The organism is uncultured Thalassospira sp. (genome assembly GCF_963976115.1).
Lineage (GTDB): Bacteria > Pseudomonadota > Alphaproteobacteria > Rhodospirillales > Thalassospiraceae > Thalassospira.
In genome coordinates this window covers 1-15,237 of sequence record NZ_CAXBJJ010000004.1, presented here as the reverse complement: position 1 = coordinate 15,237, position 15,237 = coordinate 1, and the positions used below count along the sequence as shown (strand labels likewise).

14 protein-coding genes are annotated in these 15,237 nt (G+C 54.2%); 4 read left to right on the top strand and 10 right to left on the bottom strand.

The window, feature by feature from the left end; genetic code table 11:
• Positions 1-22: 22 nt before the first annotated feature.
• The gene (locus tag AAC086_RS05455) at positions 23-433 is read left to right on the top strand and encodes a LysR family transcriptional regulator (RefSeq protein ID WP_339776277.1); all 411 of its coding nucleotides are present in this window, start codon (positions 23-25) and stop codon (positions 431-433) included.
• Between the two features lie 43 nt (positions 434-476).
• Here AAC086_RS05455 and modC read toward each other — a convergent pair whose 3' ends face one another.
• The 8 genes from modC to AAC086_RS05415 form a co-directional block, all read right to left on the bottom strand.
• A complete protein-coding gene (gene modC / locus AAC086_RS05450; RefSeq protein WP_339776274.1) occupies positions 477-1,649 on the bottom strand; it encodes a molybdenum ABC transporter ATP-binding protein in 1,173 nt (390 codons plus the stop codon).
• On the bottom strand, positions 1,646-2,347 hold the full coding sequence (gene modB, locus AAC086_RS05445) for a molybdate ABC transporter permease subunit (protein WP_339776272.1): 702 nt from the start codon (positions 2,345-2,347) through the stop codon (positions 1,646-1,648). The genes modC and modB overlap by 4 nt, the downstream gene beginning before the upstream one ends.
• Positions 2,348-2,363: 16 nt before the next feature.
• Complete coding sequence (modA, locus tag AAC086_RS05440) at positions 2,364-3,152, bottom strand: molybdate ABC transporter substrate-binding protein (RefSeq protein ID WP_339776269.1); 789 nt, start codon at positions 3,150-3,152, stop codon at positions 2,364-2,366.
• Positions 3,153-3,299: 147 nt separating this feature from the next.
• Entirely contained in the window at positions 3,300-3,821 is a 522-nt protein-coding gene (locus AAC086_RS05435) for a hypothetical protein (RefSeq protein ID WP_339776266.1), read from the bottom strand.
• A gap of 43 nt (positions 3,822-3,864) precedes the next feature.
• A complete protein-coding gene (locus AAC086_RS05430) occupies positions 3,865-4,554 on the bottom strand; it encodes an exonuclease domain-containing protein (RefSeq protein ID WP_339776263.1) in 690 nt (229 codons plus the stop codon).
• 29 nt (positions 4,555-4,583) lie between these two features.
• On the bottom strand, positions 4,584-6,458 hold the full coding sequence (locus tag AAC086_RS05425; protein ID WP_339776262.1) for a putative nucleotidyltransferase substrate binding domain-containing protein: 1,875 nt from the start codon (positions 6,456-6,458) through the stop codon (positions 4,584-4,586).
• Positions 6,459-6,604: 146 nt separating this feature from the next.
• Complete coding sequence (locus tag AAC086_RS05420) at positions 6,605-8,371, bottom strand: sodium:solute symporter family protein (RefSeq protein ID WP_339776260.1); 1,767 nt, start codon at positions 8,369-8,371, stop codon at positions 6,605-6,607.
• A gap of 35 nt (positions 8,372-8,406) precedes the next feature.
• Positions 8,407-8,667 carry a DUF4212 domain-containing protein gene (locus tag AAC086_RS05415; RefSeq protein WP_339776257.1) on the bottom strand — a complete coding sequence of 87 codons (261 nt, stop codon included), beginning with the start codon at positions 8,665-8,667 and terminating at the stop codon, positions 8,407-8,409.
• 539 nt (positions 8,668-9,206) lie between these two features.
• On the opposite strand from AAC086_RS05415, the gene ettA reads away from it, so the two are divergent.
• Complete coding sequence (gene ettA, locus AAC086_RS05410) at positions 9,207-10,889, top strand: energy-dependent translational throttle protein EttA (RefSeq protein WP_339776254.1); 1,683 nt, start codon at positions 9,207-9,209, stop codon at positions 10,887-10,889.
• Between the two features lie 452 nt (positions 10,890-11,341).
• On the opposite strand, the gene AAC086_RS05405 is transcribed toward ettA, so the two are convergent.
• Both AAC086_RS05405 and AAC086_RS05400 read right to left on the bottom strand, forming a co-directional pair.
• Positions 11,342-12,004, bottom strand: coding sequence for an ABC transporter substrate-binding protein (locus AAC086_RS05405; protein ID WP_339776251.1), 663 nt, complete (start codon positions 12,002-12,004; stop codon positions 11,342-11,344).
• Positions 12,005-12,009: 5 nt separating this feature from the next.
• Complete coding sequence (locus AAC086_RS05400; protein ID WP_339776248.1) at positions 12,010-12,795, bottom strand: VacJ family lipoprotein; 786 nt, start codon at positions 12,793-12,795, stop codon at positions 12,010-12,012.
• 310 nt (positions 12,796-13,105) lie between these two features.
• Here AAC086_RS05400 and AAC086_RS05395 point away from each other — a divergent pair, with 310 nt between their 5' ends.
• Positions 13,106-14,083, top strand: a complete 978-nt coding sequence (locus tag AAC086_RS05395; RefSeq protein ID WP_339776245.1) for a metalloregulator ArsR/SmtB family transcription factor — start codon at positions 13,106-13,108, stop codon at positions 14,081-14,083.
• Between the two features lie 159 nt (positions 14,084-14,242).
• Positions 14,243-15,151, top strand: a complete 909-nt coding sequence (metF, locus tag AAC086_RS05390) for a methylenetetrahydrofolate reductase (RefSeq protein WP_339776242.1) — start codon at positions 14,243-14,245, stop codon at positions 15,149-15,151.
• Positions 15,152-15,237: the final 86 nt, after the last annotated feature.

Sequence of the window (15,237 nt, the reverse complement as noted above, 5' to 3'; positions counted from 1 at the left end):
TTTGATCAGGTAATCTTGGCGCATGATAAAAGCCAGTGATTTGAAAATCCGCCTTAAAATTGACCTTCCTGGTGGGGTGCGCCTTGGCTATGGCAAGGTTGATCTGTTGCGTGCGGTGGCCGAAGAAGCCTCTATTTCCGCCGCGGCGCGCAAAATGGGCATGTCCTATCGCCGGGCGTGGCTGCTGATCGACGAGCTGAATCGCAGTTTTTCAAGCCCGGTGATTGAAACCCGTATTGGCGGCAAGGCCCATGGCGGCGCAACCCTGACGGCAATGGGGGAAAAGGTCATGGCGATTTATCAAGCGGCAGAACTTCAGGCCGAACAGGCCCTTGCCACCAGCCTTGCGGAACTAGCCAACTGCCTGTCAGACGGGGCGAACGGCGCAGACGATTGCGATTCGCAAACGCCTGGCGCTGTTGCGCCAGATTAAAGGAAACATGCTTTAACTCGGTCCGTTTTTTTGTTGGGCCGTATCATGCATCTGTTTCGCGCATCTTACCATCAACCATGACCGATTTGATCACGGCATAAACCTGCTGGCCGATCTGTAAATCCAGCCTTTGTGCCGACCATGCCGTGATCCTTGCATGGATAAGCGGCGCTGCCAGGGTTTTGCCACTGCTGGCATGGCCAAGGCGCAAGGCAACATCGATGCTGCCAGGCGCAACCGGGGTTAGGGCCGCGATGGTGGTGGGCAAAATATTGTTGGCACTGATGCCATCGGGGATGGTTTTGGCGATCATGACATCGCGCGCCCGAATATGCAGGCGGGTTTGCCGGGGGGGCTGGTTCGCGGTGGGGCTGCCATGGGGGCCGTTGCCCGAACCCGGCGGGACGGGCGACAATAACGGCACAATTAATTGATGCCCGGCACATTCCAGATACGAAATAGCGCCCTTTACATCATGCCCGGTGACAATGGCCGGAATAACAGCCCCGGTATCAAATTGCCCGGTTAACGGCGCAAGGTCGGTTCGCGCCAGAATATCAAATACCGATCCGCTGGCACGGACCTGGCCGTTTTCCATGACCACCATATTGTCGGCCAGCCGGGCGACTTCATCAATTGCGTGGCTGACATATAATATCGGCAGGCGACGCTGGTCGCGCAGGGCCTCCAGATAAGGCAGGATTTCATCCTTGCGGGCCTGGTCCAGGGCAGACAGGGGCTCGTCCAACAATAAAATATCAGGATTGCCAAGCAACGCCCGACCCAGCGAAACCCGTTGTTTTTCCCCGCCCGATAATTTGACCGGTCGGCGCGACAGCAACCCGCCAATGCCCAACATGGCAATGATCGCCTCTATTTTCGCATCGGGCAGCGGGTTGGGTGACCGGTGATGGGCGAAATACAGGTTTTTGCGCACGGTTAAATGTGGAAACAGCCGCGCATCTTGAAAAACATAGCCAACCCGCCGTTTGCGCGGGGGCAGGTGGATGTTGTTTTTACGGTCAAAAACGGCCTTGCCATTGATGGTTATGGTACCGTCATCGGGGCGGATCAGCCCGGCAATGGCATTGATCAGGGTGGTTTTACCACTGCCCGACGGGCCAAACAGGGCGGTTATGCCGGGGCGTTCAATTTTGAACCGGGCATTCAAGGTGAGGATACCGGCCTGATGACGAATGTCGATTTCAAGGCTCATGGTCGGACCTGACCGGTCAGTTTACGGCGAATGCCGCGCATCATCATTTCCGAAAGGATCAAACCGCATAGGGCCAACCCGATAGATAATGCCGCCAGCCGTGCCGCCGCCAACTCGCCGCCCGGCGTTTGAATGGCGGTGTAAATTGCCAGGGGCAGGGTGCGGGTTTCGCCGGGGATGTTGGAGACAAAGGTAATAATGGCGCCAAATTCGCCCAAACTGGCGCTAAAGGCGGTAATTGCTCCGGCAATGATGCCGGGCAGGGCCAAAGGCAGGGTTAAATTGATAAAACGGTCAACCGGGCCAGCACCAAGTGTTTCTGCGGCCTGATGCAGGCCGGGATCGATATTTTCCAAGGCAATGCGAATGGCACGAACCTGAAAGGGAAAGCTGACAATGGCCGAGGCCAGTGCTGCGCCCGTCCAGCTAAACACCAGCCTTATATCAAAGCTGTGCAGTAACCATGCGCCAATGGGGGCACGGGTGCCAAAACTGATCAACAACAAATACCCCATTACCACCGGCGGTAAAATAAGGGGTAAATGCACGATGGCATCAATCAAGAACCGGCCGGGAAAGCGCCCGAAGGTTAAAAGGCTGGCACAAGCAATGGCAAAGGGCAAAGCCCCGGCCACGGCCAAAGCTGCAATTTTCAGGCTTAATAACAGGGCATCAATTTCGGCAGGCGACAGCATCATGGTCGGTATTGGCCCGTTATTCCTTTGGCAGGGTGAAACCAAAATCGCTAAAAATGGCGTTTGCGGTGTCGGATTTCAAAAAGTCCATCAGGCGTTGGGACGCCGGGTTTTCTGTGCCCTTCATCATCGCAACCGGATAGGTAATGGCAGGATGGCTGTTTGCCGGGAAAGTGGCAACGATTTTAACGCCTTTGCTGATCGCGGCATCGGTGCCGTAAACAATGCCCAGCGGGGCCTCGCCGCGTTCAACAAGGGCCAGGGCGGCGCGCACATTATCGGCCCGCGCCAGACGGGGTTCGGTTTTGTCCCACATGCCCAAATGCATCAGCGCCTGTTTGCCATAAATGCCCGCCGGAACATGGTCGGGGTCGCCCATGGCAATGCGGTCATCCTTGCCGATCAGGGCTGTTAAATCGGTGCTGTCATCTAGCGTCATTTTATCAAGCGGCCTGTCTGTCGGTGCAATCAGCACCAGCGAATTGCCCAAAAGGTCGCTACGTGTGCCTGCCGAAATCATGTCCTGATCGGAAAGCCAGTCCATCCATTTTTCGTTGGCCGATATAAACACCTCTGCCGGGCCACCGGCCGAAATTTGCCGCGCCAGTGTTGATGAACTGGCAAATGACAACAGCACATGGTCATCGCTGTGGATATTTTCATAGGCCATGGCAATCTCGCCCATCGCATCGGTCAGGCTGGCGGCGGCAAACACGGTTATGTCGTCGGCCTGTGCCAGACCGGGCAGAGCGAACATTCCGGCAGAAACAACAAGACACGATAAAATCCGGCGGGGGGGAAATTGCATTGCGGGGACTCCGGTTGACATGAATTTTCGCTATATTTCATTGTATATAACGAAAGGTCAAGACGAATAAGGCAAGATCAAACGTGCCGGTCATGCTCTGTTGCTACGGGTTAAATGTTTAGAGAAAGGTTTGTCTCAGGTCAGGTCTCAGGGGGCGCAGGCCCGTTTTAAGGCCGGGTCATCATCTGCCTTTTGGCGGCTATCGTCCAGGCGGGCGGGAAAACCGTTTTCATCAAGCGGCGTATCGGGTGTGATAAAGCTGGCTTCGCGGGTGTCGCAATCAATCAGGCGGGTGGTTGCCATCGCCGGGTGGCCTTTTTGCAGATAGATGGTGGTTATCTGTTTTTGGGCAATATTGGCAGGGTTGGCGATGGTTTTGCTTTCATCAATGGCGCTAAACCGGTTGATCGGGGCTTTGATCAGCGTCCAGGGTTTATAGGCAGTTGCGCTATCAAATGTTTGTGTGATTGTTACCTGCGGGGGCAGGCGGGACGATACCCGGTCAAACCAGCTATAATCGTTCCATATCATATAGCCAAACATGCCAAGGGCCGCAGTCAGCGGGATAAGATATTTCGGTGCCTTGCGCCCGGTGATGCGGAACGCCAGCAGGATCAGACCAGCACAGGCAAAGCCGACCACAACCGTTGTGAAAATAAAGACAAACATGATGTCGGGCCTTTTGATGCCGGGGTGAAAGTGCCTGAATGGGTTAGCGCAGGACGCGGTCCAGCTCAAGTTCGCCTTTAGGATCACGCTTGTTGATTTGGGCTAAAAAAAGTTCGGCGGTGGCAAGGGCGTCGGTCAGGGCATTATGGGCGCGATAGGGCGGCAAATTGTGCAATTTGCGCAGGTTTTGCAGCTTTAACGCCCCGCTTTTAAACGGGATGCCCTGGCGGTGAATATCGCGCAGGGCCAAAACCAATGTATCCACTGTTGGTAATTGCAAAGACGCCCCATACAGTTTTTTGCAGGCCCGGCCCAAAAACCCCAGTTCGATTGGCGCATGATGGGCCAGCAAAACCCGCCCGGCCAACACCGGTAATAACTGGCGCAGCACGGTTTCAATATCGGGTGCGTCGGCGACGTGGCTGTCTAGAATGCCATGAATGACGGCGGAACTTTCGGTTACATCTTTGGTGGGGCGCACCAGAAAATGCTGCGCGCTGGAAAAATCAACCCCGCAATTGCGGATCAGGACCCAACCCACACTGATGATGTCATCGCGCTTTGGATTAAGGCCTGTCGTTTCCAGATCAAGGGCGACAAATTCAATATCCGATATGTGACGTTCAGGCGCGACCGGCGCAATATCGTAAAACTGTGCCAGCGGGCCTTTTGCCCGCTTGCTGTTCCAGCGACGATAAACCTGACTGTCGAGTATTTGTTCGTGCAGACCCATATTGTATCCTGTGTGCCTTTCCGCCGTGCTCAGGTGCCGCTTTTGCCGAAATTGCTTTCAAGGGCGGTTTGCAGTGTTTTTATCACGTTAAACGCATCTTTGAGATGACTTCTCTCGAAGGCTGACAGGCTTTCGGGGCGTAAAAAGTTATCGGGCCGCGTGTCAGACCTGATTTGGGCGACCTGGTGTTTTAACCGCGTAATGCTGATAAATTCATAGGCATCCATCAAATCACGCGCCCCTTGCGCACTGATCGAGGATGTATGAATGGCGGCCTGTAACCGGTTGCTGGTGTTAACCGCCGTAATACCATTGCCCAGCGCATGAATGCGGGCGATATCAACAATCGGGACAACACCGCTATGTTTCATATCCAGGGTGCGGTCATGCTCGCCGCCCCGGATCATGACAAAATTACGGAAAAATCCCAGCGGCACGTGGTGGCTTTGGGCATTGCCGACCATAAAGGCCAGAAAGATACGGTTGCCCGATGCCATCGGCACGATCTGGCGATGCAATTGCTCATACAGGGATGCCTTGCCATAGATCGGGCGCAAATCAAACCAGACAGAACACAGCATCAGGGCTTTAGGTTCGGGGTTTTGGATCCAGTTGGTAAAGTATTGAAGCCATGTGGCGACCGGCTGGCGCCATTTGTCGGTTTTTGCCATCATTTCGCCGGGGCAATAGACGTAGCCTGCGGTGTTCAGCCCATCGCAGACAAAATCGGCCAGATCGCGGAAATAATCCCCATGAAGATCTGCATCATAAGAATCATCAAGCATCAGGCAGTTATCCTGATCCGATATGGCCGTTTGTTCCTGACGCCCTTGCGATCCGCCTGCCAACCATACATAGGGAACAGGCGGGGGGCCGAATTTCTTTTCCGCCAGTTCCAAAAGGCGTGAGGTTACCGTATCGGCCAGGGTGGTCACGATATGCCCGGCATTTTGCGATGTGGCACCCGCATCAATCAACTGGCGCAGTAATTCGGGGATTTGCGCAATGACGGTCGCCATATCGGCGGCATCATCCATCTTGCTGATCTGGCCTGCCATATAAACGGCAGACAAGGACTGGCGCATTAAAAGGTTGGTGGTGGTAATGACGCCAATCGCGGCATCGGCCCCGGTGGCCACCACCGGCAGGTGGCGAATATTATGCCGCGTCATGGTCAGCAAGGCATCAAAGGCATAGGCATCGGGGGCAATTGAAATCGGGTTGCGTGTCATGATGTTGGCGACCGGGGTGGCATAATCCATGCCCAGGGCGACAACCCGGTTGCGCAAATCGCGATCGGTGATGATCCCGGCAATCTTGCCGGTATCGTCGGTTAAAAGCAGGCACGAAACCCGTTCCTTGCTCATATGCTGGCCCACTTCGCGCAGGGTTGCGCTTTGTGGCAGGCTGACAACGTCGCGTGCAATCAGGTCGCTGACCTGCAAGCTCATCAGTTTTAGCTGGTCTTCATCGCGGTCCTCGGCCATTTGCATGCCGCCGCGCAACCGCGCGCCGCCCATTAATTCAAAGAAATAGGCAAATTGCGGGTGTTTGCGCGCCAGATCGTGAAAATCGCTTTCGGGAAGCTGGTAAACCAGCGTGTCTTCAATGGCGGTAATGCGGTTTGCCGCCTTGCCACCGCGAAACATGGCGCGCACGCCAAAACATTCGCCTTCTGATAACCGGGCGAGCAAATGCCCGTCGGGCGATTGCGTTTCAACGGCCCCGGTGCGCACAATATGCAAATGCAGGCAGGTAATGTCGGGCTGCAAAATAACCGATCCCTTGCGGAAATACCGCGCGGTCAACCGGGCCGGGATCTGGTTCAGGTCGGCATCGGGCAGAAGGTCAAACGGGTGGTGGGTGGCCAGAAAATCGCGGATGTCTTTAAGTTCAAGGCTCATGTCATTCCCCGGTTGCAAATGGGTCGGGCAAGGATGCCAGATTGTGCGCGTAAACCCTAATGTAAAAGCCCCCCGGCGTCTTTGACATCCCGGGGGGCTATGATGGTTGGGGTGAAAAAATTTCAGCCCGTCAAAATGCAGTCAGATTAATGGTCAACTGCGGCACCGGCCCCTTTGGGAACGCGGATATGTTCGACCATTTCCTGAATGCGTAGCGGCGGTTCGGCTGTCATTTTCGAGACGGCAAAGGCCACGGCAAAGTTCAGCACCATGCCAACCGCCCCAATACCTTCGGGTGAAATGCCAAGCAACCAGTGATCGGCCGTGTTGGTCAGGATCGGGGCAATGAAAACACCCTTATAGGTAATGATATACCCCATGGTGAAAACAAGCCCGGTCAACATCCCGGCAATGGCACCTTCGCGGTTCACCTTTTTGGAGAAAATCCCCATGATGATGACCGGGAACAGCGATGCCGCCGCCAGACCAAAGGCAAAGGCAACCACCTGGGCGACAAATCCGGGCGGGTTGTAGCCCAGATACCCGGCAATGCCGATGGCAACAGCCGCAGCAATACGGCCCGTCATGAGTTCCTGTTTTTCCGTCATCTCGGGCGTGAAGGTGCTTTTAAGCAGGTCATGCGAAATGCTTGATGAAATGACCAGCAACAACCCGGCCGCGGTGGACAGGGCGGCGGCAATACCACCGGCGGCCACCAGGGCAATCACCCAATTGGGCAATTGGGCAATTTCGGGGTTGGCCAGCACCATAATGTCGTTATCGACCTTTAATTCATTGCCTTTCCAGCCATATTGTTCGGCCTTGGTGGCAAATTCGGCATTGGCATCATTGTAATACTGAATTTTGCCATCGCCGTTTTTGTCGTCAAAGGCCAAAAGGCCGGTTGATTCCCAACGTTTCATCCAGTCCGGGCGCTGTTCAAATACCAGGTTGCCATCAGGTGATCCAACCGGGCCGGTTTGCACGGTCTGGGTCAGGTTCAGGCGGGCCATTGCGCCAACAGCCGGGGCCGTTGTGTAAAGAATGGCAATGAAAACCAGTGCCCACCCCGCCGATGATCGGGCATCGCGGACTTTGGGAACCGTAAAGAAACGCACAATAACGTGCGGTAAACCCGCCGTGCCGACCATCAGCGCCAGAGTAATGGCAAAGATGTCGATCGTGGATTTACTGGTGGTGGTGTATTCAAGAAAGCCAAGGTCGGTGACCACCTGGTTTAAGCGTTCGAGCATGAATTCGCCGGTGCCATTCACCGTGGAGCCAAAGGCCAGTTGCGGGATCGGATTGCCGGTTAACTGAAAGGCGATGAAAATGGCCGGGACGGTATAAGCCACGATCAGCACGCAATATTGTGCAACCTGGGTATAGGTCACACCTTTCATCCCGCCGAGAACGGCATAGATGAAAACAATGCCCATGCCAATGATCAGGCCGGTCAGGATGTCGACTTCAAGGAAACGCGAAAACACAATACCAACGCCACGCATTTGCCCGGCAACATAGGTAAAGGAAATAAAGATCAGGCAGATCACGGCAACGATACGTGCGGTTTTGGAATAGAACCGGTCGCCAATAAATTCCGGCACGGTGAATTTGCCGTATTTGCGCAAATACGGGGCCAGCAGCATCGCCAGCAAGCAATAGCCGCCGGTCCAGCCCATCAGATAAACCGATCCGCCATAGCCCAGAAACGCGATCAGGCCCGCCATCGAAATAAACGATGCTGCCGACATCCAGTCGGCCGCGGTTGCCATGCCGTTCACAACCGGGTTCACCCCGGAACCAGCGACGTAAAATTCGCCAGTCGTGCTGGCTTTTGCCCAGATGGCAATGCCGATATACAGGGCAAAACTAAGCCCCACGGCAATATATGTCAGGGTCGTAAGATCCATTTGAAAGCTCCCCAATACAAACAGCCGATATGGGCTTATTCGTCTTCCCGAACGTTGAATTCCCGGTCCAGTTTGTTCATTTGCCGGACATAAACGAAGATCAGGATCGCAAACACATAGATCGATCCTTGCTGGGCAAACCAGAAACCCAACTGGAAACCTGCGATTGTGATGGTATTGAGGGCATCAACAAACAAAATGCCAAAGCCATAAGAGACAACAAACCAGATGACCAGCAGGGTCAGAACCAGTTTGACGTTGCGTCTCCAGTATTCTGCGCCGGATTTGTCTTCCATTGCGCGTCTCCTTCCTCGGATGTGAACCTTCCCGCGCCGGGTTAATGGCAAAACAGTGCCTGCCCGGACTTTTTGAAATTTGCGAGGGCAATCGCGCAGGTTGCGCAAGGTACCCCTGAATTTTCCTATCAGCTTTGATCTTCCCCTATAAGATAACCCTTAGTCGAATAGGGGCCGGGGCTGGATTCTGACATGTGGCCAAAGTGGCGGGATCATGCGGTTTTGGCCGACATGGCGATGAAAAGGGCCGTGCGCGGATACGACGAAAGTCTGGTTGTCTTTCCGATGTCAGATGGGCTTGCCGCGGGGGGTATCGCGTTTGCGATTGCTTGTTGGCTGCCAAAACCGGGGTCAAACGCGGATTTGTGCCACGATTGGTGCGGGAATCGGCTTTTGAGGGGCGCACATGCCTGCTATCGGTGTGCAAAAGGGCGGTTTTACGTCTTAGCCGTTGTTTGTCGCTGGCAGCTCGGTTACAAACGGCGCACGATATTTGCCCCGCAATCGCGGGGCGCGGTTCATTTTGGATGGGGAATTTAATGGCATCCTATCAGTATATCTTCGTCATGAAGGACCTGACCAAAGTCCTTCCTGCCGGGCGCGAATTGTTCAAGGGCATTACGCTGTCCTTCCTGCCGGGCGTCAAAATTGGCGTTTTGGGTAACAACGGTGCCGGTAAATCCACCCTGCTCAAGATCATGGGTGGCATTGAGAAAGAATATGGCGGCGAAGCCTGGGCCGCCGACGGCGTGCGTGTCGGTTACCTGGAACAGGAACCCCATCTGAACCCGGACAAGGACGTGCTGGGCAATGTGATGGAAGGGTGTGGCCAGATCGTTGATGATTTGGCCCGTTTCAACGAAATCAGCGGCAAATTCGCCGAGCCGATGGACGAGGACGAAATGAATACCCTGCTGACCGAGCAGGGCGAACTTCAGGAACGTATTGATGCCGCCAATGGCTGGGATCTGGAACGGACCCTGGAAATTGCCATGGATGCGTTGCGCTGCCCGCCCAAGGATTCGGATGTCAGTCTGCTGTCCGGTGGGGAACGCCGCCGTGTCGCGCTGTGCCGGTTGTTGCTGTCCAAACCCGACATGCTGCTGCTTGACGAACCGACCAACCATCTTGATGCTGAATCTGTCGCATGGCTGGAACGTCACCTCGAAGATTATGAAGGCACTGTTGTGCTGGTCACCCATGATCGTTACTTCCTCGATAACGTCACGGGCTGGATCCTCGAGCTTGATCGCGGACAGGGCATTCCCTACGAAGGCAACTATTCTTCGTGGCTGGAACAGAAACAAAAGCGCATGGCGCAGGAAAGCCGTCAGGAAGGCAGCCGCCAGAAACAACTGGCCGAGGAACTGGACTGGATCCGTCAGAACCCCAAAGGGCGTCAGGCGAAATCCAAGGCCCGTATTCGTGCCTATGACGATCTGGTCGCGCAGGCCGCCAATGCAGCCCCGGATTCGGCCAAAATCGCCATTCCGATTTCCGAACGTCTGGGCAACGAAGTGATCACGGCCGAAGGCCTGACCAAGGCATTTGAAGACAAATTGCTGTTTGACGGCCTTGATTTCCGTCTGCCGCCGGGCGGCATTGTCGGGGTGATCGGCCCGAACGGGGCGGGTAAAACCACTTTGTTTAAAATGATCACGGGTGCTGAAACCCCGGATTCCGGGACGCTTAAAATCGGTGAAACTGTTAAACTGGGTTATGTTGACCAGTCGCGTGATGCGCTGGACCCCGACAAAACCGTTTGGCAGGAAGTTTCCGACGGGCTTGACGAAATTTTGCTGGGCAAACGCCCGATGAACTCGCGGGCTTACGTTTCGCAGTTTGCCTTCAAGGGGGCCGACCAGCAGAAAAAAGTCGGTCAGCTTTCAGGCGGGGAACGTAACCGCGTTCACCTTGCCAAGATGCTGAAGACCGGCGCGAATGTCCTGCTGCTTGACGAACCGACCAACGATCTCGACGTTGATACCTTGCGTGCGCTTGAAGAAGCCCTGCTGGAATTTGCCGGTTGCGCTGTGGTGATTTCGCATGACCGGTTCTTCCTTGACCGTATTGCCACCCATATTCTGGCCTATGAAGGCAATTCGCATGTCGAATGGTTTGAAGGCAACTATCAGGAATATGAAGCCGATTATAAACGCCGTTATGGTGAAGAGGCTTCCCGCCCGCACCGCATTAAATACAAACCGCTGACGCGGGGTTAATTCCGTTTAAAACGGTATTACGCTTTAGGGGCCATCCGGTTATTTCCGGATGGCCCTTTTTTGTTGGGGCAATTCGGTTAATAATTTTTCGGATCATGTATTATTGACCATGCAAAGCGCGCAAGCTGCCATGGGGCCGAGGCCGAAACCGTTGCATGGCTTCATGATATTGTTGAGGATATTTCTGTTCCGCTTGAGCAGATCGAACAAGCGTTTGGCTTGTCTGTTGCGGTGGCGTAGAGCGAATGGCGCGGCGCGGCGACGGGATTACATCGACGATTATTTGTCGCGCGTACAGAAAAACGATTTGGCCAGGATCGCTGAATATGTGATGCCGATATTCTTCCTGTCGGATGTGAGAAAAGGCCCGCCAGCATGACGCTGGCAGGCCTTTTCAAATAGCATATGGTACGAACAATCACGGGCTTTTGCGATAAAGCCGCGTCGTTTTGTTAGTTACCAGCTGTCTTTTGTTTCAGCAAGTCAGTCAAAGCCTGGACCTTGCCGCCATTGTTTTGAATGACCGAGGCAAATTCATCGCGCTGGGTGATGCCCATGCTGATGCCTTCGATCGATACATCAATGATGCGCAAGTTGCCGTCAAATTCACGCAACCGCCAAACGATCTTCACGGGCGGTCCATCAGGACGAACCACCTGTGAATTGACAAAAGTGTCTTTTTTGTTTTCGAAAGACTCGCCAACGACAAATTTCTCGCCGTCAAAATCCTTGAACTTGCTGGCATAGTTCAGCGCCAGGTATTTCTGCAGCAGGTCGGCAAATTCGCCCAGTTCCTGATCGGAAAGACTACGCCAGTAGCGACCAAGAACAAAACGGGCCACCTGGTCCATTTCGAAATATTTCTTCATCAGGCCGATGAAACGGTTCTGACGGCTGCTGTCGGTAACTTTTTCACCAGCCAGTTCGGAAATAGCTTCATCACCTAACCTGCGAACAAAATCGCCCGGGTCCTGGGTTGCCGCGATTTCCATTATCGACGGGGTCGCCGGGGTGTTGGCCCGCTCTGATACCGCTGCCTGAGCGATCTGCCCAAAAGGAAGGACAACCGCCGCCGATGCCGTTATCAGGCTGGCAATCAGGATGCGTTTATGCATGTGTTTCATTTGTCTCCTGCCGGGGCGTCTGCATCATCGAAATCAAACGAAGCATTCCTGGTATCGCCATTCATTATGACGGGGCCGCCATTGCGAATCACACTGTTGCGGTGCTGCCGGTAAAGGCTGCGCAGGGCGGCATAATAATCCAGCGAAGATTGCTTCAATTGTTCAATATTGTCATTGTTGCGATAACGCGCGTCAACGGCACCGCCAACCATACCGCCGTAATAACCCAAGGCGATTCTGTCGCTGTTATCCGCGCCATAGGTGAACGGGTTCATCAGGTAATCGGTAACGATGCCTGTTGTATCACGCAGGTTTGACGGGCCGAAAATCGGCAACACCAAATAGGGACCTGCACCAACGCCATAATGGGCAAGTGTCTGTCCAAAATCTTCGGAACGATAGGGAATGCCAAATTCGGTGGCAACATCGTTAAAGCCCAAAAGGCCAATCGTCGAGTTGACGATGAAACGTTGCAGCGATGCAACAGCCTGATCCGGGTCTCCCTGGAACAACGCGTTGACGGCGTTGATCGGCTCGCCAAGGTTGCTGGCAAAGCTTTTAACCGAATTTTTAACTGGCTGTGGTGCAATGTCGCCATACCACATTGCGGCTGGGTACAGGATCAGAAAATCGACAGCGCCATTAACATTGTGAACGACGCGGTTAACCGGCTCGATCGGATCAAATACCGTCTGGTCTTGCGCCGGTTGGGTGGATGCGCATGCCGTCAAAACGGACAGAGATGCCCCAACACTAAGTGCCCGTATGCTTTTCAGATTCATTCTTTTCGCCAACGGTTTACAATACCAAATTTTAAGGCCCCCGGCCGTATCCCCGGATACAGATTTAAGCGGTAATCTTGCAGTTGCAACCACGCTGTCTGTCAAATCCGTATCCTGCGATACCGCATATGCCCCGCATATCATGTGGTTAGCATATGGTGACTTTAAACACCAGACACCAAAAAAAACAGCGACCGACTATCCTTCGGAATGTGGCATTTTTGATACACTTCTTATGGCCAGGGTTAATTTATTCCTTGATAAGACATAAACATATCTTTATATATGCATGAGGAAACGGGAGGGCCTTATGGATCAGGTATTGGCAGGATTGCGCGCCGCAGCAGAAGCCACGCGATTGCGGCTGCTGGCCATTTGCGCCGAATGTGAACTGACGGTAAGTGAAATTACCCAGATCATCGGGCAAAGCCAGCCGCGGGTTTCGCGCCATTTAAAGTTGCTGTGTGAAGCTGGTTTGCTGGTGCGGTTTCGTGAGGGCACCTGGGTATTTTATCGCACCCCGCACAGTGGTGCCGGAGCTGAACTGGTTGGCCTGGTTTTGCGCCTGTTACCTCAGGACGACGAAATTTTGTTGCTTGACCGTGCCCGGCTTGATCAGGTGAAAAAGCAGCGCGAACAGGTGGCAACGGAATATTTTCGGGCCAATGCGGCGGATTGGGATACGATTCGCTCGCTGCATATTGACGAAGCCGAGGTTGAATCCGCCCTGTTAACGGTATTGGGCGATCTTGCCGGAAAACGAATTCTCGATATTGGGACCGGCACCGGACGGGTACTTGAATTGTTGGGCAAAACCGCTGCTGAAGGCGTTGGTGTTGATATGTCGCGCGAGATGCTGGCTGTGGCGCGCGCGCGCCTGCAACGGGCTGAACTTGCCAATTGCCTGGTGCGTCAGGCCGATATGTACCAGTTGCCTTATCCCGACGGGGCCTTCGATGTGATTACCTTGCATCAGGTTTTGCACTATGCCGAAAAACCCGAAACCGCCATTGCCGAGGCGGCACGGTTGCTTGCCCCGGGCGGGTTATTGCTGGTGGTGGATTTTGCCCCGCATGATCAGGAAGAATTACGCGAACAGCACGCGCATCGCCGTTTGGGCTTTGAGGATGGTGCGATGAAAGACTGGTTTGTGGCATCGCATCTCGATCTGAGCGATGTGGTTAATTTGCCCGGTAAACCCTTGACGGTGCGGTTGTGGTGCGGCCATGCCGAGCCTGCCCAAAACAAGGTTTTAAGCGGCAATGCCACGGGCAGGGCCGCCGAATGATGTTTGACGTTTCCTGAGAATACCAAATAGCCAGATCAATAAGTCTGGTTGAAAAATCAACAGCCTATGCCGGGATGCTGTTCCCCAACAGCCCCGATCCGCCTGGCAGCCAGGACCAACAGTGCCTTAAACGGGCGATAAAACACAGGGTAGACGATAATGACGGTTCAACGCGACATCACCCAAACCACCCCTGCTTCCGGGCGCGATTTGCGGGTTTCCTTTGAATTTTTTCCCCCCAAGACGGAAAAGATGGAAGAAACCATGTGGCGTTCCATTCACCGTTTGGCCCCGCTGGCCCCGTCTTTTGTATCGGTGACCTATGGGGCGGGCGGGTCAACGCGGGATCGCACCCATGCCAGTGTCACCCGCATTCAGCGCGAAACCGGCATTGCGGCCGCCGCCCATTTAACCTGTGTTGGTCATACCCGCGATGAAATTGAACGCATCGCCCGGACCTATTGGGATGAAGGCATTCGCTCAATTGTTGCCTTGCGCGGCGATCTGCCCGATGCGGGGGATATCTATGTACCAACGCCGGGGGGGTATGCTTACGCCGTTGATCTGGTTGAAGGCTTAAAAAAGATCGAGGATTTCGATATTTCCGTGTCGGCCTATCCCGAAACCCACCCCGATGCGCCCGGTGCCGATTTTGAAATTGACTATCTGAAACGCAAATTCGATGCTGGTGCCAACCGCGCCATTACCCAGTTCTTTTTTGATAATGATGTCTTTTTGCGGTTCCGCGATAAATGTGACAAGGCCGGTATTACCGCACCCATCGTTCCGGGCATTTTGCCGGTCACCAATTTTGGCGCGCTTTTGAAATTTGCTGCAATGTGCGGGGCCAACGTGCCACAACGCCTGCATCACAGCTTCGAAGGCCTTGATGAAGACCCGGAAACCCGCCGCATGGTGGCGTTTCACGAATCGATTTCCCAGATTGAAGGTCTGATGGCAGAAGGGGTAACCGATTTTCATTTCTATACCCTGAACCGTGCCGAACTGACCTATGCCATTTGTCACGCGCTGGGCATTCGCGCAACACCGGTTGCTGCCATTGCTTAACACCCCGATATAAAAGGTGCTTGTTGCGCCGCCAAGACCCCAAGACCCCAAGACCCCAAGACCCCAAGACCCCAAGACCCCAAGAC

What these genes read in the sequence shown, in the direction of transcription:
- modC (WP_339776274.1), bottom strand. Translation starts at nt 1,649, where the DNA reads ATGAGCCTTGAAATCGACATTCGTCATCAGGCCGGTATCCTCACCTTG.
- AAC086_RS05395 (WP_339776245.1), top strand. Translation starts at nt 13,106, where the DNA reads ATGGATCAGGTATTGGCAGGATTGCGCGCCGCAGCAGAAGCCACGCGA.
- AAC086_RS05420 (WP_339776260.1), bottom strand. Translation starts at nt 8,371, where the DNA reads ATGGATCTTACGACCCTGACATATATTGCCGTGGGGCTTAGTTTTGCC.
- AAC086_RS05430 (WP_339776263.1), bottom strand. Translation starts at nt 4,554, where the DNA reads ATGGGTCTGCACGAACAAATACTCGACAGTCAGGTTTATCGTCGCTGG.
- metF (WP_339776242.1), top strand. Translation starts at nt 14,243, where the DNA reads ATGACGGTTCAACGCGACATCACCCAAACCACCCCTGCTTCCGGGCGC.
- AAC086_RS05435 (WP_339776266.1), bottom strand. Translation starts at nt 3,821, where the DNA reads ATGTTTGTCTTTATTTTCACAACGGTTGTGGTCGGCTTTGCCTGTGCT.
- ettA (WP_339776254.1), top strand. Translation starts at nt 9,207, where the DNA reads ATGGCATCCTATCAGTATATCTTCGTCATGAAGGACCTGACCAAAGTC.
- AAC086_RS05405 (WP_339776251.1), bottom strand. Translation starts at nt 12,004, where the DNA reads ATGCATAAACGCATCCTGATTGCCAGCCTGATAACGGCATCGGCGGCG.
- AAC086_RS05425 (WP_339776262.1), bottom strand. Translation starts at nt 6,458, where the DNA reads ATGAGCCTTGAACTTAAAGACATCCGCGATTTTCTGGCCACCCACCAC.
- AAC086_RS05455 (WP_339776277.1), top strand. Translation starts at nt 23, where the DNA reads ATGATAAAAGCCAGTGATTTGAAAATCCGCCTTAAAATTGACCTTCCT.
- AAC086_RS05415 (WP_339776257.1), bottom strand. Translation starts at nt 8,667, where the DNA reads ATGGAAGACAAATCCGGCGCAGAATACTGGAGACGCAACGTCAAACTG.
- modB (WP_339776272.1), bottom strand. Translation starts at nt 2,347, where the DNA reads ATGATGCTGTCGCCTGCCGAAATTGATGCCCTGTTATTAAGCCTGAAA.
- modA (WP_339776269.1), bottom strand. Translation starts at nt 3,152, where the DNA reads ATGCAATTTCCCCCCCGCCGGATTTTATCGTGTCTTGTTGTTTCTGCC.
- AAC086_RS05400 (WP_339776248.1), bottom strand. Translation starts at nt 12,795, where the DNA reads ATGAATCTGAAAAGCATACGGGCACTTAGTGTTGGGGCATCTCTGTCC.